Below are 18,507 nucleotides of genomic sequence, written 5' to 3'. Positions count from 1 at the left end.
GTCAGGCCTCCTTGGAGAACAGCGTGCTGCCCCACCAGTCGTCCTTGTCACGGACGCCGGGCGGGACGGCGAAGACCGCCGAACCCACGTGCTGGATGTACTCGTTGAGCGCGTCGGTGGCCAGATGGCGCTGGATCCGGATGAAGCCCTCGCGGACGTCCTTCTGGTAGGCGAGGAAGAACAGGCCCGCCTCCAGCCGGCCGAGACCGTCCGTGCCGTCGGTGAAGGAGTAGCCGCGGCGCAGGATCGTCGCCCCGTGGTTGGAGTCGGGGTGCGCGAGCCGGACGTGCGCGTCGGGCTTCATCGCCGGCAGGAACGGCTTGTCGCGCTCCTTGGCCTTGCCGACCGGGGCGCCCTCGCCCTTGTCCCGGCCGATGATGTCCTCCTGCTCCTGCAGCGAGGTGCGGTCCCAGGTCTCGATGTGCATACGGATACGGCGAGCGACGAGGTACGAGCCGCCGTTCATCCACGGGGCGTCCTTGGCCTCCTTGGCGGAGTCCACCCACACGAACTTCTTCAGCCGGTCCGTCTCCGTGCCCGCGATATTGCGGGTGCCGTCCTTGAAACCCAGCAGGTTGCGCGGGGTCTGCGCGTCGGGCGTCGTCGAGGACGTCTTGCCGAAGCCGAGCTGCGACCACTTGATGACGACCTTGCCGAAGCCGATCCTGGCGAGGTTGCGGATCGCGTGCACGGCGACCTGCGGGTCGTCCGCGCAGGCCTGGACGCACAGGTCGCCGCCGCTGCGGTTCCTGTCGAGGTTGTCCCCGGCGAACTGGGGGAGGTCGACGAGCGCCTCGGGCCGCTGGTCGGCCAGGTCGAACTTCTCGAAGAGGGACGGCCCGAAGCCGATCGTCAGCGTCAGCCGCGACGGCTTGAGCCCGAGCGCCTCCCCGGTGTCGTCCGGCGGCGCCTCGGCCAGACCGCCGTACGCCCCTTCCCCGACCGCCTTCCCCGCGGCCATCCGCCGCGCGGCCGCCGTCCAGTCCTTGAGCATCTGCACGAACTCGGCGCGGTCCTCCGTCGTCACGTCGAACGCGGCGAAGTGCAGCCGGTCCTGCACGGGGGTGGCGATGCCCGCCTGGTGGGCCCCGTGGAACTCGACGGCGGCTCCGGCCTCGGCCGCGGTCGGTTCGATGTCGTCGCCGGTACGGGTCATCGCGACCGCGCCACCGGCAGCGGCGGCACCGAGCGCGAGCCCGGCCCCGCCCCAGCCGATGAGCGCGCGGCGCGAGGGTGCCGGGTCCTTTGCTGCGTCCGTCATGATCCCCGCCTCAGGAAGACTTGGTGACGACGGCGGCGGCGAGCTTGGACAGCGGCTCCGCGAGCGCGTTCACACCGTCCGACAGCTGCTTGCGATCGGCGTCACCGACCTTGTCGTACGAGGTGAAGTCGTAGGACGTCTTGTCGGCGCGGTACTTGTCCAGCAGCGTGTTGAGCGCCGCGAACTGCTTGTCGAGCTCGGTGACCAGGGCCGCGTTGTTCTCTGCGGCGACCGGCTTCAGCAGCGCGTACGACTTCTCGGCGCCCTCGACGTTGGCCTTGAAGTCGACGAGGTCGGTGTGCGAGTAGCGCTCCTCCTCGCCGGTGACCTTGCCGGTGGCGACCTCGTCGAGGAGCTCCTTGGCGCCGTTGGCCATCGAGGTCGGGGTGATGTCCGCCTTGCCGACCCGGTTCTGCCAGTCGGTGAGGTCGGTGATCAGCTGGTCGGCGAGGGTCTTGTCCTCGGCGCTGATCTTCTTGTCCTGCCAGAGGGACTTCTCGAGCCGGTGCCAGCCGGTCCACTTCTGCCCGCCCTCCAGCCCGTCGGCCCGCACATCGACCTTCGGGTCGATGTCCCCGAAGGACTCGGCGACCGGCTCGGTGCGCTCCCAGCCGATCCGGGAGGGGGCGTAGGCCTTCTTGGCGGCCTCGAGATCGCCGGCCTTGACCGCGGCGGCGAAGTTCTTCGCGAGCGGCAGGGTGGCGTCGGCCTGCTCCTGCGCGTACTTGCGGTACGCGGCGACGGCCGCGTCGAGGCGCGGGTCGCGCTTGGCCACGGACCCGCCGGTGGCCTTGACCTCCTGGCGGATGCCGTCGCCCTTCATGCCCGGCTTGCAGGCGATCGTGTAGGCGCCTGCCTTCACCTCGGCGGTGACCTTCTGCTTGGTGCCGGGGCCGATGTTCTCGCGCTCGGTGACGATCCGGTCGTCCGGGAAGAGGACGTAGACCTCGGTGACCTTGGAGCCCTTGTTCTCGATGGCGAGCTCCACGTGGCCGGCCGGGAACTCCTTCTTGGAGACCTCGCACTTGCTGTCGGTGGCGGTCACATCGATGACGCGGTCGCTGTCGCCCGAGCTTCCCTTCTCCGTGCACCCCGTGACGGCGGTCAGGGCCGCCACGGCGGTGAAGGTGAGGACGGACAGTCTGGCGGCACGCATACGAGCTCCTGAGGGTTGGTGAGGCTCGCCTAACTTATCTGAGGCTTATCTATCTTTGGCTTAAAATAAACGTCAAGTAAAAGTCAAAGGAGATTCAAAGGTTCCGCTCCGGAGCCACGTGGAAGCGCCAGGCCTGCGCGGGTGCTTCAATTCCCCCGTGAGTGACTACGACGTGCTGCGTGTCTTCTGCGCGCCGAACGGCGGCTACGGCAATGAGCTGGGAGTCGTCCGCGAGGGGTCCGTGATGCCGGACCGGGACGAGCGGCAGGCGTTCGCCGCGAAGCTCGGGTTCAGCGAGACCGTGTTCGTCGACGATCCCGAGCGAGGGGTCATCGACATCTACACCCCCTCCGTGCGGCTGGCCTTCGCCGGGTATCCGTGCGTCGGGGCCGCCTGGTTGCTCGACGTACCCGAACTCGTCACACCCGCCGGGGTCGTCGGTACCCGGCTCGACGGGGAGTTCAGCTGGATCGAGGCGCGGGCCGAGTGGGCGGCGCCGCGGACCTTCCGCCAGTACGGCACCGCCGCCGAGGTGGACGATCTGACAGTGCCGCCGGCCGGGGACTGGATCTACGCCTGGGCGTGGGAGGACGAGGCCGCCGGGCGGATCCGGGCCCGTGGCTTTCCCGGCCGGGGTGACGGTGTCGAGGAGGACGAGGCCACGGGGGCCGCGGCTCTCCAACTCACCACCGAACTGGGCCGCGCCCTGAACATCGTCCAGGGCGCCGGCTCCCAGATCCTCACAGCTCCGCAGCCGGGGGGATGGGTGGAGGTGGGAGGCAGGGTCTTCCTGGAGCGCTGAGGCTCACGCCGACAGGGGGAACTCCTCGCCCAGGGCCCGGAACACCCCGGTGTTCAGCGCGAACGCCCGCTTGCACTCCGCCACGATCCGCTGCTTCTCCAGATCGTCCGCGTCCACCGCGTCCAGCAGCTCCCGGTAACTGCGCTTGAAGGCGGCGGGGTTGGAGATCTCCTCGAAGACGTAGAAACGCACCCCGTCGCCCTTCTTCTCGAAGCCCCAGGTCTTCTCCGCCTTGTCGCGGATGATCTGTCCGCCGGACAGATCGCCCAGGTAGCGCGTGTAGTGGTGCGCGATGTATCCGGCCGGCCAGGACTCCGCGCATACGCGCACTCGATCCGCGTACGCCTGTGTGGCGGGGAATGCGGACAGGTTCGCCCGCCACTCGGGTCCCCTGAGGTGGGCGAGGTCCCGCTCCAGCGCGCGCAGCCGGAACAGCTCGGGCCGTATGAAGGGGCCCGCCACCGGATCCGCGGCCGACTTCTCGGCCCCGGTCTCCAACGCCTCGTAGACGAACCACAGTTGCTCGGTGTAGCGCGCGTACGCGTCGACGCCGAGCCGGCCGCCGAGCAGGTCGCTCATGAACGTCGAGGTCTCCGCCTCCATGTGCTGCTCGTGGGACGCGGTGCGGATGAGTGTGGAGAACGAGTCCATGGGCAGATTTTCTCTGGTTAGGCTTACCTAAGTCAATGCTTTTGCCGACGCGCTGTCGGTAAAAGTGTCCAAGAAAAGACCCGTCCCCGCAGGAGGACGGGTCCAGGACGCGCTACGGCAGCGTCAGGATCTCCGCTCCCGTCTCCGTCACCACCAGTGTGTGCTCGAACTGTGCCGTCCGCATCCGGTCCTTCGTGACGACCGTCCACCCGTCGTCCCACATGTCGTACTCGTGCGTCCCGAGCGTCAGCATCGGCTCGATCGTGAACGTCATGCCGGGCTGGATGACCGTCGTCGCGTGCGGGCTGTCGTAGTGCGGGATGATCAGGCCGCTGTGGAAGGAGGAGTTGATGCCGTGGCCCGTGAAGTCCCGGACCACGCCGTAGCCGAAGCGCTTGGCGTACGACTCGATGACCCGGCCGATGATGTTGATCTGGCGGCCCGGCCGGACCGCCTTGATCGCGCGGGCCAGGGACTCCCGGGTGCGCTCGACCAGCAGCCGGCTCTCCTCGTCGACGTCACCCACCAGGTACGTCGCGTTGTTGTCGCCGTGCACCCCACCGATGTACGCCGTCACGTCGAGGTTGATGATGTCCCCGTCCCGGAGCACGGTGGAGTCCGGAATGCCGTGGCAGATCACCTCGTTGAGGCTGGTGCACAGGGACTTCGGGAAACCCCGGTAGCCGAGCGTCGACGGATAGGCGCCGTGGTCGCACATGTAGTCGTGCGCCACCTTGTCCAGTGCGTCGGTGGTCACCCCGGGGGCGATCAGCTTCGCGGCCTCCGCCATCGCCCGCGCCGCGATACGGCCGGCGACCCGCATCGCCTCGACGGTCTCCGGAGTCTGCACCTCCGGACCCTTGTACGGCGACGGCGCGGGCTTGCCGACGTACTCGGGACGACGGATGTTTCCGGGCACGGAACGGATGGGGGAGAGTTCCCCGGGCACGAGCAGCGACTGGCCAGACATGGCGACGAGTCTATCCAGCGGCGATGGGGGAACATGTCCCTGGCGAGAGGAGCAGGTCATGCCCTTGTTCAAGAAGCGCGCGGGCGGCAAGCCGGGCGAGTGGTACTACTGCCTGGAGCACAAGAAGGTCGAGGAAGGGCCCCAGTGCCCGGCCAAGGACCGGTTCGGGCCCTACGCGAGCCGCAAAGAGGCCGAGCAGGCGATGGAGACGGCCCGCGAGCGCAACCTCGAGTGGGAGAACGACCCCAAGTGGCACGACGCCCCGGCGGGGGGCCGGGAGGACGACTGATCACACCTGGGCCGCGGCTCTCTGGTCCCGCACCTGTGCCGCGTGCCTGTCCGTGCGTGCGTCGTAGGTCATCAGTTTCGGCAGGCACAGAGCCAGCAGGCCCACGGCGCCAGCGCACAGCACCCCGCCCGACCAGACGGACGTCCGTACGCCCCACCACGCGGCGAAACCGCCGCTGCGGACCTGGCCGACGGTCGGTCCCACCGAGTACGACAGCAGTTCGATCCCGGCGAGCCGGCCGCGCAGCTCGTCCGGGATCGTCTGGTTCCACATGATCCCCCGGAAGATCCCGCTGACCATGTCGCAGCCTCCGGCCACGGTCAGGAACAACAGCACCAGCCAGACGTTGCTCATGGTCCCGGCCGCCGCGATCGCCAGGCCCCACAGAGCCGCCGCGAGAACCACCATCCGCCCATGCCGGTGGATCCGCGCGGTCCAGCCACTGACCAGGCTCACCAGCAGCGCGCCGAGCGGAACGCTCGCGTACATCAGGCCCAGCGACCAGTCCGCGTCCAGCTCGTCCGCGAGGAACGGCAGCAGGGCCAGCGGCATCGCCAGGAACATCGCGGCGAGGTCGACGGCGTAGGTGCCGAGGAGTTCCTTGCGGCCCCATGCGTACCGCGCGCCCTCCGCGATGGCCTTCAGCGAAGGCTTGGCCGCCTCGTGGGAGGCGGGGGAGGCCGCGATCCGTACGACGAGGACGACGGACACGGCGAAGGTCAGCAGATCCGCGCCGTATGCCCAGCCGAGGCCCGCGTAGGCCACCACCACGCCCGCCAGCGCCGGACCCGCGACCCCGCCGACCGTCCAGCGGAAGGAGTTCAGCGAGGCCGCCGCCGGGAGGTGGTCGTGGGCCACGATCCGGGGCCAGAGGGAGTCGAGCGCGGGGCGCTGCACGGAGACCAGGGCCGAGGACAGGGCGGCGACGACGTACAGCGGCCAGACGGCGGGGTGCGGCAGCAGGGCGTTGAGCAGCAGGGCCACGCTCAGCAGGCCCTGCCCGGCCTCGGTCCACACGATCAGCTTCCGCTTGTCCCACGCGTCCGCGAGCGCGCCGCCGTACAGCCCGAAGACGAGGAGAGGGACCAGCTCCACGGCCCCGATCGCGCCCACCGCCGCGGCCGAACCGGTCAGGTCCTTCAGCTGCACCGGCAGCGCCACGAAGGTCAGGAAGCTGCCGAAGTTCGAGATCAGCCCCGCGTACCACAGCCGCCGGAAGTCCCGGGAGGCCCGCCAGGGGGCGAGGTCGGGGAGCATGGCGCGCAGGCCGGAGGGAGGTTCGGGGGCGTCGTCGGTCACGACCGGCCATGGTCGGGGCAGGCCTCCCGGTCCGGCAACTGCTTTTCGCGGCTACCAGCGGGCGGGAGGCGGCGCGGTCAGCTGGTCGGCCAGTCGCGACAGCCGGTCCCGGAACCGCCGCCGGCCCCTGGGGGTGGGCACGGCGTTCTCTCCGGCCGCCGCGCTCACCAGGTGCTGCACGGTGTCCAGGTCGAGATCCGTGCCCTCCGGTACGGCCAGCGACTCGTGGGCCATCGCGGCGAGTTCGCCCTCACCGGGGCCGAGGGAGAGGATCGTCGCGCCGGCCCGTCGGGCGTCGTTCACGTGCTCCAGAAGCGGGGCGCCCGGCAGGTCCGGGGACACCACCAGCAGGGTCTCGCCACGCCGGGCCGCCGCGAGCCGGCCCGGTCCGACCGACAGATGCGCGGGGTCGGTGGGGCGCGCGGCGTGGCGTACGAGAGTGGGGGTCAGCTCCGGTGTGCCCGACCAGGCGGCCTCGTCGACCAGATGGGCCGCCAGGTGCCACGGTTCGTACTCCGGTGTGCCGACCAGGAGCAGCCCGCCGCCGTGCGAGACCACCGACCCCCGCAGTACGCCCGCGAAGCGTCGCGTGGCGCCCAACCACTCGGTCCCGGCGAGCACTTCGCGCAGCAGCGCGACCCGTACGGCGTCCATGGGGTCGCATCCTGCCGCAAGCGGACCTCCGTTACCGGTGGTTCACCCCGAATTCGCCCGAACCGGGGCAGGGGCACGGCCCCTGCACAGTGAGGAGCCGTTCCTGCCGACGACCACCCCGCGGGTGCCCGTGACCCGGGTCACCGGCCGGGGCGAGCGGGGCGGACGTAAAGTCGGCCCATGACCTCTACCGACAGTGCTGCACAGAAGGCTCCCGTCAAGGACCCCTGGGACCTTCCCGACGTCTCCGGACTCGTCGTCGGCGTGCTCGGCGGGACCGGGCCGCAGGGCAAGGGTCTCGCCTACCGGCTCGCCCGCGCCGGGCAGAAGGTGATCATCGGCTCCCGGGCCGCCGACCGCGCACAGGCCGCCGCCGACGAACTCGGGCACGGTGTCGAGGGCGCCGACAACGCCGAGACCGCGCGCCGCAGCGACATCGTGATCGTCGCCGTGCCGTGGGACGGCCACGGCAAGACGCTGGAGTCGCTGCGCGAGGAACTCGTCGGCAAGCTCGTCGTCGACTGCGTCAACCCGCTCGGCTTCGACAAGAAGGGCGCCTTCGCGCTGAAGCCGGAGGAGGGCAGCGCCGCGGAACAGGCGGCGGCCCTGCTCCCGGACTCGCGGGTCACCGCCGCCTTCCACCATCTGTCGGCCGTGCTGCTCCAGGACCCGGAGGTCGAGGAGATCGACACCGACGTCATGGTGCTCGGCGAGGAGCGGGCCGACGTGGAGACCGTGCAGGCGCTGGCCGGCCGTATCCCCGGCATGCGCGGCATCTTCGCGGGCCGGCTGCGCAACGCCCACCAGGTGGAGTCGCTGGTGGCCAACCTCATCTCGGTCAACCGGCGGTACAAGGCGCACGCGGGGCTGCGGGTCACGGACGTGTGAGCCGATGGGGGACACTGGTCGGCGTAGCACAGCAGTGTCCCCCCGACAGGAGCCCATCGAAATGCCCCGCCTCGCCCTCTACGCCCTCGCCGTCTGCCTCCTCGCCATCGCGGCCGCGGTCGTCTCCTTCACACAGGGCAGCTGGCTGGGGATCGTGTGGGTGCTGCTGGCGGGGCTCTCGTCCAACATGTGCTGGTACTACGTCAAGCGCGGCAAGGCCGACGACGCCTACCAGAAGCGGTAGAGGCTCCAGCCGATCGACGCCTCCCCCTCGCTGACCCCGAGTCCGTTCAGGACCGAGTGGACCAGGTCGAAGAAGACGCCGTTGACCTGCGGCACCCACAGCAGCGCGAACACGAACAGCAGGCCGAAGGGGGCGAAGGGCTCGATCTGGCGCTTGACGTCGTGCGAGAGCCAGGGCTCGATGATGCCGTAGCCGTCCAGGCCCGGGACGGGCAGGAAGTTCAGGATCGCGGCGGAGACCTGGAGCAGGGCGAGGAAGGCCAGCGCGAAGCTGAACTCCAGCGGTACGCCGTCGAGGGCATTCAGCCAGAACGGGGCCGTGCAGGCGATCGCGAACAGGACGTTCGTGAGGGGGCCCGCCGCGGAGATCAGGCTGTGCCGCCAGCGGCCGCGGATCCTGTCGCGTTCGATGAACACCGCGCCGCCGGGCAGGCCGATGCCACCCATGATCACGAAGATGACGGGGAGCACGATGCTGAGCAGGGCATGGGTGTACTTCAGCGGGTTCAGCGTGAGGTAGCCCTTGGCGCCGATCGTGATGTCGCCGCTGTGCAGGGCGGTGCGGGCATGCGCGTACTCGTGCAGACAGAGGGACACGATCCAGGCGCCGGTCACGAACAGGAAGACGGCGATGTCCGTCCGCTCGCCGAATCCGGTCCAGGTGGCCCAGCCCGTCACCGCCGTCACGGCGACGATCCCGATGAAGACCGGGCTGATCCGCCGGTCGCTGTGGCGGGTGGTGGCGGTGGTCATGGGGCTCCCTGGACTGGACCTGCGCGCGGTGGGACGGCCCGACGGTACCGGGCACAGGTGAAAACGTCTTGGGGTGGGGCGGAGGTTCCGTGGAAGGGTGGGGACATGGGGCTGTGGCACATGTTCTACGCGGACTGGCAGATGGAGTGCTGCGGTACGCCGTTCTCGGTGGGGGAGGAGGCGGGCTGGCCGCTGCTGTTCCGTGCCGCCGACGACGTCCTCGGGGGCGGTTGGCGGGACCAGCTTTCCGAGCTCGCAGGTCCGGTGGAACAGGGCGCCGAACGGGTGCTGCGGGACAGGAGCGGCCTGGTCGTCGGGGTCGGGGGTGGCGCTGCGGCACCGGGCGGCTCGGCCCGGCTCGTCGGGCTGCTCACGGTCGAGACCCACGGGGGCCGACTGCCCGAGGTTCGCGGCCGGGTGCGGTGCGTGCAGGTCGTGACGCAGGAGTACGGCGAGACGGAGCCGGGTTCGAGGACCTGGGAGCCGGTGCCGGGGCGCCGGTCGCTGCGGTCGGTGGACACGAGCCCGAAGTGGTTCGCCGGCGGCGGGGACGCGCGGTCCGAGGCGGGGCTCGTGGTCACCCTGGAGGTCCCGGACACGGACTCGGCGTTGTCGCGCACCGTCCGCAGGACCCGGGGCATTCCGCCCGGCTCGCCGCCCGGTACGGAGACCGAGGGCCTGCCGGCCGACGAGCTCGCCGACCTGCTGGCGGGGCTGAGCAGGGCGTGAGCCCGCGGTGGTGGGGGCCCGGGCCGCGCTCACCGCAACTCCCCGGACCCGGCCCCGGTCCATGCACCCGATGGCGGCCGACCCGTCAACACCCCGCGAGCGGAACCCCGTGACCGGCCCCGACCACACCGGAGACAATGGACCCGTGCGCTATCGCATCCTCGGCACCACCCAGGCACTCCGTCCCGACGGTACGTCCGTCCCGGTCGGCGGCACGCGTCTGCGCGCGCTGCTGACCGTTCTCGCTCTGCGCCCCGGCCGTACCGTCCCCGTGAGCCTCCTCGTGGACGAGGTGTGGGGTGACGACCCGCCGGCCGACGCCACCGGCGCGTTGCAGGCGCTGGTCGGGCGGCTCAGGCGCGCGCTCGGCGCGGACGCGGTCGCCTCGGTGGAGGGCGGCTACCGGCTGACGGCGGGGCACGACGACATCGACCTGCACCGTTTCGAGCGGCTCGCCGGTGACGGCATGAGGGCGCTGGCCGACGATGACCCCGCGAAGGCGGCCGTGGTCCTGGACGACGCCCTCGCTCTGTGGCGGGGTCCGGCCCTGGCCGATCTGCCCGACCGTACGGCCGAGGCGGCGCGCGCGGAGGCCCGTCGGCTGGACGCCCTGCGCGCCCGCCACACCGCCGCGCTCGCCCTCGGCCACGCCGACCAGTCCCTCCCCGAACTGACCGCCCTCTGCGACACCCACCCCCTCGACGAACCCCTCCAGTCCCTCCGGCTGCGCGCCCTGCGCGACACGGGCCGCACGGCGGAGGCACTGGCCGCGTACGAGTCGGTACGACAGCTGCTCGCGGACCAGCTGGGAGCGGACCCGGGGGCCGAACTGCGGGCGCTGCACGGGGAGTTGCTGCGACCGGAGCCGTCCGCTGCGGATGGCCAGGGCGGGCAGGGCGGACACGACGGAAGGGGTGGCCGTCGGGAGAACGGCTCCGGCGCAGCGGGCGATCGCGAATCCGCTCGTCCGGCCTCAGCCCCCTCCGGCAACCTCCGTGCCCGTCTCACCTCCTTCGTCGGCCGGGAGGCCGACATCGATGCCATCCGCGAGGACCTCGCGGCCGCGCGGCTCGTCACACTGCTCGGGCCGGGCGGGGCCGGGAAGACGCGGCTTTCGCAGGAGGCCGCCGAGGCCGTGGGGGACGTGGTGCGGGACGGGGTGTGGCTGGCCGAGCTCGCGCCGGTCGACGACCCGGACGCCGTGCCCGAGGCCGTGCTCACCGCCGTCGGTGCCCGCGAGACCGTGATGTACGGCGCCGGTGCCGAGGCGATGCGTGCCGCCGGGAGCGAGCGGCTGGACGACCCTGTCGAGCGGCTCGCGGAGCACTGCGGCCGGCGCAGCATGCTGCTGATCCTCGACAACTGCGAGCACGTGATCGACGCGGCCGCCCGTCTGACGGAGAAGCTCCTGGAGCGCTGCCCCGGGCTGACCGTCCTGGCCACCAGCCGTGAACCGCTCGGCGTGCCGGGGGAGTTGCTGCGGCCCGTGGAGCCCCTGCCCGAGCCGGTCGCGCTGCGGCTGCTCGCCGACCGGGGGGCCGCGGCCCGGCCCGGATTCCGGGTCGACGGCGACGAGGGGACCGCCGCGGCCTGCGCGGAGATCTGCCGGCGCCTCGACGGGCTGCCCCTCGGTATCGAGCTCGCCGCCGCCCGGCTACGGATGTTGACGCCACGCCAGATCGCCGACCGGCTCGACGACCGCTTCCGGCTGCTCACCTCCGGCAGTCGCACCGTGCTGCCCCGCCAGCAGACCCTGCGGGCCGTCGTCGACTGGTCGTGGGACCTGCTCGACGGAGAGGAACGGGACGTTCTGCGGCGGTTGTCGGTGTTCGCCGGCGGCTGTGATCTGGCCGCCGCCGAGGCCGTGTGCGGCCCCTTCGCGCTGGACGCGCTCGGCTCGCTCGTCGACAAGTCCCTTGTGGTGGCCGCTCCTTCGGGGGACGGCGAGATGCGCTACCGGCTCCTGGAGACCGTCGCCGAATACGCCGGCGAGCGCCTCGACGAGACGGACGGCTCGCGCGCCGAGGCCGAGCGCGCGCATCTGGCGTACTACCGCGAACTCGCGCGCACCACCGACCCGTTGCTGCGCGGCCCGCGCCAACTCGTCGCCATCGAGCGCCTGGAGCGCGAGTACGAGAACCTCCGCACCGCCCTGCGCCGGGCCGTCGCCGACCGCGACGAGCAGGAGGGGCTGTGCCTGGTCCTGTCGCTGGCCTGGTACTGGCAGATGCGCGACCTGCGCATCGAGGCCCGCAACTGGTCCCGTGACGTCCAGGGCCTCGGCCCCGACCCCTTCGCCGAGCCGGTCCGCCCCGCCGCGCCGGTGTGGGAGCGCTGCACGGACACCCCGCCGCCGTGGACCGGCGAGGTTCTGGAAGAGGCCCGGCGCGGCGCGCACCTCGTCCATCTCGCCTGCATGGACACCGAGTTGGACGCCTGGCAGAACCAGCACGCGCAGGCGAAGCTGCGGGCCATCGCCGCCACCTACGAGCCCGGCATGGCGCAGACCTGCCGGATGCCGGGCTCCCTGTGGTTCTTCGCCATCATGCTCACCGGGGACATGGAGCGGCTGCGGGAGGTCATCCAGGCGACCGTCGACACCTGCCGGGTCACCCCGGGCTACGAGTGGGAGCTCGCCGCGGCCCTCCAGTGGCGGGCCAACCTGCTCGCCAACCGCTCCGACTGGGCCGGCGACGCCATCCAGGACGCCGAGGAGGCGCTGGAGATCTACGAGCGGATCGGCGATCTGTGGGGCACCGCCGAGGCGCTCTCCGCACGCGCCGAAGCCCATGAGCGCAAGGGTGAATGGCGCGCGGCCGCGGCCGACTACGAGCGGGCGATCGAGCGGGCCGAACAACTCGGCGCCCGCGCCCAGAAGTCCGTGCTCAACGCCCGGCTGGGCAGCGCGCTGCTGGAGACGGGGGAGGCCGAGCGCGGCGAACTCCTGCTGCATGAGGTGATCGCCGACCAGGACGGCGCCCGCAACGAGGCGATGCCCGCCGCCCGGATGTTCCTCGCCGGCCGGCTCGGCCTGACCGGCCGCATTCCCGAGGCGCGCGAACAACTCCAGCTGCTGCGCCAGCAGTTCGGCATCGCTCACTTCGTCATCTTCGACGCCTTCATCCTCGGCTCGGAGGCCTGGCTGGAGGCTGTGGACGGCTGCTACGAGAAGTGTCTGACCCTGACCCGCCGGGCGCTGGAGAAGTCCGAGGATCCGCTGGCCCTGACCATCGCCCCGCATATGCGCACCATGTACCTGCACACCGCCGGGCTCGCCCTCGCCGGGGCCGACGGCGGCGCCCGCGCCCGCGACGGAGCCCGCTGCCTCAGGACCGGGGACGCGCTGCTGCCGCCCAGCCACTTCCCGACGTCCGTCGAGCGCAGCGTGCGCGGCAGGGCCGAGCAGGAGCTGCGCGCGGTGCTCGGCGACGCGGCCTACGAGTCGGCGTACGCCGAGGGCGGCGGCCTCTCCCCGGAGGAGGCCGCCGCCCTGGTGTGACGCGCACCGGCGCCGAACGTCAGTTCTTCGTACGGAACTTGTGGATCGCGTACGGTGCCGCCACCGCCGTGATCGCCGCCGACCAGCCGAGTGTCACCCACAGGTCGTGGGCGACCGGGCCGCCCACCATCAGCCCGCGGGCCGCGTCGGCGAGCGTGGACAGCGGGTTGTAGTCGGTGAAGTGCTGGAGCCAGCCCGGCATGGAGTTCGTCGGCGCGAAGATCGAGGAGCCGAACTGGAGCGGGAACAGCACCAGGAAGCCCATCGCCTGCACGGACTGCGCGTTCTTCAGGATCACGCCGAGGGTGAGGAACACCCACATGATCGAGGACGCGAACACGGCGGACAGACCCACCGCCGCGAACAGTCCGGCCCAGTGATTGATGTCGAACCCGACCAGGAGGGCGACGATCATCAGCACGGTGGTCGCGAACAGCATCCGCAGCAGTTCCACTGAGATCTTCGCGAACAGCACCGAGCCGCGCCCGATCGGCAGGGACCGGAAGCGGTCCATGACACCGGAGTTGAAGTCCTGGCTGAAGCCGGTGCCCACGCCCTGGGACAGGGTCATGCTCATCATCGCGATCATGCCCGGAATGACGTACTGGACGTATCCGTCCTGCCGGCCGCCCAGGGCCTGTCCGATCGAGCCGCCGAAGACGTAGACGAACAGCAGGGTGAAGACGACCGGCATCAGTATGGCGTCGAACATGGACTCCGGGTCCTGCCGGATCCACAGCAGGTTGCGGCGGACAAGAGCGCCGGTGTGGCGCAGGTGGCCGCGCAGCGGGATACGGGCGTCGGCTTCCGTGGCGGTAAGGGTGGCGGCGCTCATACGGCGACCTCCTCGCGGGTGTCGGTGGGGACGGTGTCCTGCGGGGCACTGGCGCGGTGGCCGGTGAGGGACAGGAACACCTCGTCCAGACTGGGCAGTTCGGTGGTGATGGAGGAGAGGGTGATGCCACGCGCGGTGACCGCGCCGACCACGGCGGTCAGCTGCTCGTCGCTGAGGATCGGGACGATGACGGTGCCGCTCTGGGTGTCCACGGTGCTGGTGGCGAGCCCGGTGATGCCGAGCTCGTCGATCCATCCGGCGAGCGGCTGCAGCTGCAGCGGATCGACGGGCCGTACCCGCAGCGAGCGCCCGCCGACCTTCGCCTTGAGGTCCTCGATGGCGCCGGCGGCGATGACCTTGCCGTGGTCCACCACGGTCAGCTCGGAGGCGAGCTGTTCGGCCTCCTCCATGTACTGGGTGGTCAGCAGGACGGTGACCCCGTCCCCGACCATCCGCTTGACCTCGTCCCACACCTCGTTGCGGGTGCGCGGGTCGAGACCGGTGGTCGGCTCGTCCAGGAAGAGCACCTGGGGCCGGCCGATCATCGAGGCGGCGAGGTCGAGCCGGCGCCGCATACCGCCGGAGTAGGTGCTCGCCGGCCGCTTCGCCGCGTCCGTGAGGGAGAAGCGCTCCAGCAGTTCGTCGGCCCGGGTGCGGGCCTCCTTGCGGGGCAGGTCGAGCAGCCGCCCGATCATGTAGAGGTTCTCCCAGCCCGGCAGCTTCTCGTCCACCGAGGCGTACTGCCCGGTGAGCCCGATGACCCGGCGCAGCTGACGGGGCTGCCGCACGGCGTCGTAACCGGCGACGGTGGCCTGCCCGGCGGTTGGGGTGAGGAGGGTGGACAGAATGCGCACGAGGGTGGTCTTGCCGGCGCCGTTCGGCCCGAGCACACCCATCACGGTGCCCTCGCGCACGTCCAGGTCGACGCCGTCCAGCGCCTTGGTCTCGCCGTAGTGCTTGACCAGCCCCCGCACGGAAACGGCGGAGTCCCCGCTCTTGGGGTTCTTGTCGATTCGCGTCATACCGAGGACGGTGCCAGCCCCCACCGACAAACCACCGACAGGTCGCCTACACGGGCCTACAGGTCGCCGACAGAGCAAAAAAAAGGGGGCGCCCGGCGTTCACCGGGCGCCCCTTCTCGTCGTACGACCGCTCAGTACCGTACGGCTTCCGCCTGCTCCGGCAGATGGGTCGCGACCACACGCTCCCGGCCGGGCGACACGTCCACGCGCCGCCGGTCCACGACCGCGGCGACCGCGGCGACGCCGAGGCCGAGCACGGCCAGGGCCGCCCCCGTCAGTGCCGGGGACGTAGCACCGAGGCCCGCGGCCAGGGCGAGGCCGCCGATCCAGGCGCCGCCGGCGTTGGCCAGGTTGAAGGCGGCCTGGTTGGCGGAGGAGGCCAGGGAGGGGGCCGCGGAGGCCTTCTCCATGACCATCAGCTGGAGCGGGGAGCCGGTTACGAAGGCCGCCGTGCCCAGCAGCACGACCGCCACCGCCGCGCTCCACTGCGTCGACATCAGCACCGGGAACAGGGCCAGGACCACGATCAGCGAGGTCAGGCCGCCGAACAGGGTGCCGCGCAGCGAGTGGTCGGCGAGCCGTCCGCCGACCAGGTTGCCCGCCGTCGCGCCGACGCCGAACAGGGCGAGCAGCAGCGTCACGCTGGAGCCGGCGTAGCCGGCGGAGTCCGTGAGCATCGGCGTGATGTAGCTGTACGCGGCGAACAGCGCGCCGAAGCCCGCGACCGTCGTGCCGAGTGCCAGCCAGACGGGCACCGACTTCAGTGCGACCAGTTCGCGGCGCAGGCCCACCGCGGGGGCGTGCGCGTGGTCGTGCGGGATGAGGAGAGCCAGGGAGGCTATCGCCGCCAGGCCGATCGCGCTGACGCCGAGGAAGGTCGCCCGCCAGCCCAGGTGCTGGCCCATGAGCGTGGCTACGGGCACGCCCGCGATGTTGGCGAGGGTCAGGCCGAGGAACATCAGGGACACCGAGCGGGCCTTGCGCTCCGGCGCCACCATGCCGGTGGCGACGACCGCGCCCACGCCGAAGAAGGCCCCGTGCGGCAGACCGCTCAGGAAGCGGGCCGCGAGCAGCCAGTGTTCGCCGGGGGCGAGGGCGGAGAGCGCGTTGCCGGCCACGAACAGGCCCATCAGGCCGATGAGGACCGTACGGCGGGACATCCGGGCGGTGACCGCGGCGAGCAGCGGGGCGCCGATCACCACGCCCAGCGCGTACGCCGAGACCAGATGACCGGCAGTGGGGATCGAGATTCCAAGATCGCCGGCGACGTCGGGCAGCAAGCCCATCATCACGAATTCGGTGGTGCCGAGACCAAAAGCGCCGACGGCCAGTGCGAGCAGGGCCAAGGGCATGAAGAGCCGAGCCTTTCAGGGGAGAGCGGAGTTCCGTACGAGTGTATGTTCAAGTACGGAACAAATACTCCCGGGCCCGGTATTCCAGGGGGCCTCCGGCGGGTTACGACGAGGTGGCGAGGTTCACACGAGCAGCCACGGGCAGATGGTCGCTGCCGGTCTCGGGCAGCGTCCACGAGCTCACCGGCTCCACGCCCTGCACCATGATCTGGTCGATGCGCGCCATCGGGAACGACGCCGGCCAGCTGAACCCGAAGCCGCTGCCCGCCGCGCCCTGCGTGGAGCGCATCTGGGAGGTGACGGCGTTGAGCGCGCGGTCGTTCATCGTGCCGTTGAGGTCGCCGAGCAGGATCTTGCGGGGGAGCTTCTCGTCGGCGATGGCCTCGCCCAGTGCGTCGGCGCTCTTGTCGCGCTGCCGGGCGGTGAACCCGGCCTCCATCTTCACCCGCACGGACGGCAGGTGGGCGACGTAGACCGCGACCTGCCCGTCCGGGGCGGCCACCGTGGCCCGCATGGCCCGGGTCCAGCCCAGCTTGATGTCGACGGCCTTCACGCCGGTCAGCGGGTCCTTGCTCCACAGCCCCACGGTGCCCTCGACCGCGTGGTACTTGTACGTCGACGCCAGCGCCTTCTCGTACACCGGCACCGCGGAGGCGGTCAGCTCCTCCAGGGCGACCACGTCCGCGCCGGAGGCGGCCACGTCCCGGGCGGTGCCGGACGGGTCGGGGTTGTCGGCGTTGACGTTGTGGGTGGCCACCGTGAGGTCGCCGCCGGTGGCGGACTTGTCGGAGAGCAGCCCGCCGAAGAGGTTCAGCCACACGGCCGCCGGGAGCAGCACCGCGATCAGCGCGGTCGCGGACCTGCGGAGGAAACCGCACAGGAGCAGCACCGGGACGAACAGGCCCAGCCAGGGCAGGAAGGTCTCGATGAGACTGCCGAGGTTGCCGATGGCGTTCGGGATCTGCGCGTGCAGCAGCATCACCAGGGCGACGAGCACCGCGAGGGCGGTCAGGACGAGGCCGCGGCGCCAGATCCGCCGGTCACCGCGCCAGCCGGAGACCACCCGTCCGAGCAGGCGCCGGAACCGGTCTCTCCGGCGCTCGGGTCCCGAGCCGCCTTCCGCCGTTTCCGTCATGTATGCCTGCTGCGCCATACCGTCGCCTCACTACCTGCCGTGCACGCCGTTCGCCCCGTTGCCGTGGGGTCTCGGACACCCCATACGACCCTAGGGGATGATCGGCTCCCATCTCGTCGTCCCATGACGACCGTACGGGGGCGATGACGTACAAGTCGCCTTCCGGAGTTCCCTGTCCCGGCGGGGAAAGCGCCCTCTGTGACGAAACGCGCACACTCGGGCCGCGGGGCCCGGACAGGCTCTAGGAACTGACGGGGCGTAGGCCCTCGAGGACGGTGTCGACGATCTGTTCCGAGAGGCCCTCGGGCAGCGCGGCGTTGGGCTGCATGATGGTGCGGAAGAGCATGGGGCCGATGAACAGGTCGTTGACCAGCTCGACGTCGATGTCCGTCCGGAGTTCGCCGTTGGCCTGCCCCCGGCGCAGGATGGCGACCTGCTTGCGGCGCCGGGGCGCGACGACGATCGCGTGGTAGGCGTCCCACACCTTCGGGCTGCTCTTCATCTGGGCGAAGACACTGTGCAGCAGCGCCGAGGAACGGGTCATCAGCCCCCGCTGGCGCAACTGCTCGAGCAGCGCCACGAGATCGTCGCGCATCGAGGTGCCGGGCAGTTCCGCGTCCGGGGGCTCGGCGGTGCGCACGACGTCGACGAAGAGCTCCTCCTTGCCGTTCCAGCGGCGGTAGATGGTGGCTTTGCCGACGCCCGCGGTACGGGCGATGCGCTCGATGGACAGTTCGGCGAGCGGCACGCCGTCCTCGAGCAGCTTGATGACGGCCTCGATGATGGACCGCTCCACGGCCTCACTGCGGGGCCGGCCCCGTACGGGCCCCGTCTGCCTGCGCTGACTCTCGGCGAGGCCGCTCACGTCGCTTGGTCCTCTCTGTGGGATGAGGATGATTCTCCCTGCCCTACTGCGGCGCGGAGGGGCGGGGTTCGGCCGTTGTCCAGGACGGGACCGGTCCGAGCCCG

18 protein-coding genes are annotated in these 18,507 nt (G+C 71.1%); 6 read left to right on the top strand and 12 right to left on the bottom strand.

All coding sequences use genetic code 11. From position 1 onward, the window contains the following. Position 1: 1 nt before the first annotated feature. Entirely contained in the window at positions 2-1,261 is a 1,260-nt protein-coding gene (gene efeB, locus RNB18_RS12460) for an iron uptake transporter deferrochelatase/peroxidase subunit (RefSeq protein WP_311714161.1), read from the bottom strand. Between the two features lie 10 nt (positions 1,262-1,271). Then, the gene (gene efeO / locus RNB18_RS12455) at positions 1,272-2,417 is read right to left on the bottom strand and encodes an iron uptake system protein EfeO (RefSeq protein WP_311714160.1); all 1,146 of its coding nucleotides are present in this window, start codon (positions 2,415-2,417) and stop codon (positions 1,272-1,274) included. A 157-nt stretch (positions 2,418-2,574) separates the two neighbouring features. On the opposite strand from efeO, the gene RNB18_RS12450 reads away from it, so the two are divergent. Next, on the top strand, positions 2,575-3,219 hold the full coding sequence (locus RNB18_RS12450) for a PhzF family phenazine biosynthesis protein (RefSeq protein WP_311714159.1): 645 nt from the start codon (positions 2,575-2,577) through the stop codon (positions 3,217-3,219). A gap of 3 nt (positions 3,220-3,222) precedes the next feature. On the opposite strand, the gene RNB18_RS12445 is transcribed toward RNB18_RS12450, so the two are convergent. Together RNB18_RS12445 and map are read right to left on the bottom strand one after the other, a co-directional pair. Next, a complete protein-coding gene (locus tag RNB18_RS12445; RefSeq protein WP_311714158.1) occupies positions 3,223-3,870 on the bottom strand; it encodes a biliverdin-producing heme oxygenase in 648 nt (215 codons plus the stop codon). Positions 3,871-3,982: 112 nt separating this feature from the next. Further along, positions 3,983-4,840 carry a type I methionyl aminopeptidase gene (gene map, locus RNB18_RS12440; protein ID WP_311714157.1) on the bottom strand — a complete coding sequence of 286 codons (858 nt, stop codon included), beginning with the start codon at positions 4,838-4,840 and terminating at the stop codon, positions 3,983-3,985. Positions 4,841-4,898: 58 nt separating this feature from the next. Between map and RNB18_RS12435 the strand changes: the two genes are divergently transcribed. Next, on the top strand, positions 4,899-5,129 hold the full coding sequence (locus RNB18_RS12435; RefSeq protein ID WP_057613847.1) for a hypothetical protein: 231 nt from the start codon (positions 4,899-4,901) through the stop codon (positions 5,127-5,129). On the opposite strand, the gene RNB18_RS12430 is transcribed toward RNB18_RS12435, so the two are convergent. Both RNB18_RS12430 and RNB18_RS12425 read right to left on the bottom strand, forming a co-directional pair. Then, a complete protein-coding gene (locus tag RNB18_RS12430; RefSeq protein WP_394817607.1) occupies positions 5,130-6,428 on the bottom strand; it encodes an MFS transporter in 1,299 nt (432 codons plus the stop codon). 51 nt (positions 6,429-6,479) lie between these two features. Beyond that, positions 6,480-7,082: a hypothetical protein gene (locus RNB18_RS12425; RefSeq protein ID WP_311714156.1), complete on the bottom strand. Its 603-nt coding sequence runs from the start codon at positions 7,080-7,082 to the stop codon at positions 6,480-6,482. Between the two features lie 180 nt (positions 7,083-7,262). On the opposite strand from RNB18_RS12425, the gene npdG reads away from it, so the two are divergent. Together npdG and RNB18_RS12415 are read left to right on the top strand one after the other, a co-directional pair. Then, positions 7,263-7,970: an NADPH-dependent F420 reductase gene (gene npdG, locus RNB18_RS12420; RefSeq protein WP_311714155.1), complete on the top strand. Its 708-nt coding sequence runs from the start codon at positions 7,263-7,265 to the stop codon at positions 7,968-7,970. A gap of 4 nt (positions 7,971-7,974) precedes the next feature. Continuing rightward, positions 7,975-8,214 carry a hypothetical protein gene (locus tag RNB18_RS12415; RefSeq protein ID WP_311714154.1) on the top strand — a complete coding sequence of 80 codons (240 nt, stop codon included), beginning with the start codon at positions 7,975-7,977 and terminating at the stop codon, positions 8,212-8,214. Here RNB18_RS12415 and RNB18_RS12410 read toward each other — a convergent pair. Further along, entirely contained in the window at positions 8,199-8,966 is a 768-nt protein-coding gene (locus tag RNB18_RS12410) for a site-2 protease family protein (RefSeq protein ID WP_311714153.1), read from the bottom strand. The genes RNB18_RS12415 and RNB18_RS12410 overlap by 16 nt on opposite strands. Positions 8,967-9,071: 105 nt before the next feature. Between RNB18_RS12410 and RNB18_RS12405 the strand changes: the two genes are divergently transcribed. Next, on the top strand, positions 9,072-9,695 hold the full coding sequence (locus RNB18_RS12405) for a DUF6578 domain-containing protein (RefSeq protein ID WP_311714152.1): 624 nt from the start codon (positions 9,072-9,074) through the stop codon (positions 9,693-9,695). A 70-nt stretch (positions 9,696-9,765) separates the two neighbouring features. Continuing rightward, on the top strand, positions 9,766-13,194 hold the full coding sequence (locus tag RNB18_RS12400; RefSeq protein WP_311714151.1) for an AfsR/SARP family transcriptional regulator: 3,429 nt from the start codon (positions 9,766-9,768) through the stop codon (positions 13,192-13,194). 19 nt (positions 13,195-13,213) lie between these two features. On the opposite strand, the gene RNB18_RS12395 is transcribed toward RNB18_RS12400, so the two are convergent. From RNB18_RS12395 to RNB18_RS12375, 5 genes are all read right to left on the bottom strand, one after another. Next, complete coding sequence (locus RNB18_RS12395) at positions 13,214-14,029, bottom strand: ABC transporter permease (RefSeq protein ID WP_311714150.1); 816 nt, start codon at positions 14,027-14,029, stop codon at positions 13,214-13,216. Then, positions 14,026-15,051 (bottom strand): ATP-binding cassette domain-containing protein, encoded by a 1,026-nt coding sequence (locus RNB18_RS12390; RefSeq protein ID WP_311714149.1) that lies wholly within the window; start codon positions 15,049-15,051, stop codon positions 14,026-14,028. Before RNB18_RS12390 ends, RNB18_RS12395 begins: the two co-directional genes overlap by 4 nt. 131 nt (positions 15,052-15,182) lie before the next feature. Next, on the bottom strand, positions 15,183-16,403 hold the full coding sequence (locus RNB18_RS12385; RefSeq protein ID WP_311714148.1) for an MFS transporter: 1,221 nt from the start codon (positions 16,401-16,403) through the stop codon (positions 15,183-15,185). Between the two features lie 103 nt (positions 16,404-16,506). After that, positions 16,507-17,556 (bottom strand): endonuclease/exonuclease/phosphatase family protein, encoded by a 1,050-nt coding sequence (locus RNB18_RS12380; RefSeq protein WP_311714147.1) that lies wholly within the window; start codon positions 17,554-17,556, stop codon positions 16,507-16,509. Positions 17,557-17,779: 223 nt separating this feature from the next. Next, complete coding sequence (locus RNB18_RS12375) at positions 17,780-18,403, bottom strand: TetR/AcrR family transcriptional regulator (protein WP_311714146.1); 624 nt, start codon at positions 18,401-18,403, stop codon at positions 17,780-17,782. Positions 18,404-18,507: the final 104 nt, after the last annotated feature.

It is taken from the genome of Streptomyces doebereineriae, assembly GCF_031845645.1.
In the GTDB taxonomy this organism is placed as follows: Bacteria; Actinomycetota; Actinomycetes; order Streptomycetales; family Streptomycetaceae; genus Streptomyces; species Streptomyces canus.
This window is presented reverse-complemented; position numbering and strand designations above follow the sequence as displayed.